The organism is Elizabethkingia argenteiflava (assembly GCF_009904105.1).
In the GTDB taxonomy this organism is placed as follows: domain Bacteria; phylum Bacteroidota; class Bacteroidia; order Flavobacteriales; family Weeksellaceae; genus Elizabethkingia; species Elizabethkingia argenteiflava.
Genome location: NZ_JAAABJ010000632.1, coordinates 1 through 325, shown reverse-complemented (window position 1 = coordinate 325; position 325 = coordinate 1). Strand labels below are relative to the sequence as shown.

Sequence of the window (325 nt, the reverse complement as noted above, 5' to 3'; positions counted from 1 at the left end):
CGTGATGATGGCCACTTTTTGGACTTCCCATTGCCAACATTTGTCCCTGGTTATCACACAGAAAAATGCTGTTGGTGGTTTTTGCCTTTTTTCTACCCTGATAGCCTAGCTTTTCACCTCCCATTCTGCTTGGGGTGTGGCTTCCGTCCAACTGAAGGCTTGACATATCCAATTTTCTTTTATTAAGAAGCAAAAGACCTATCCAAACCTTTCTGAAAGAGCCATCTTTGCTCCATTTATTGAAATAATAGTTAATGCTTTGCCAGCAGATTTTCTCTTTGACAAAGTATTCTTTCAAACTTAATTCACGCCGCTGACAGACTGT

The 325-nt window shown here is 40.6% G+C and carries 1 protein-coding gene; it reads right to left on the bottom strand.

Annotation, left to right across the window (positions count from 1 at the left end; all coding sequences use genetic code 11):
* Nucleotides 1-325: transposase (locus GNY06_RS11195; RefSeq protein ID WP_394350843.1), on the bottom strand; the 325-nt coding region annotated here is incomplete at both ends.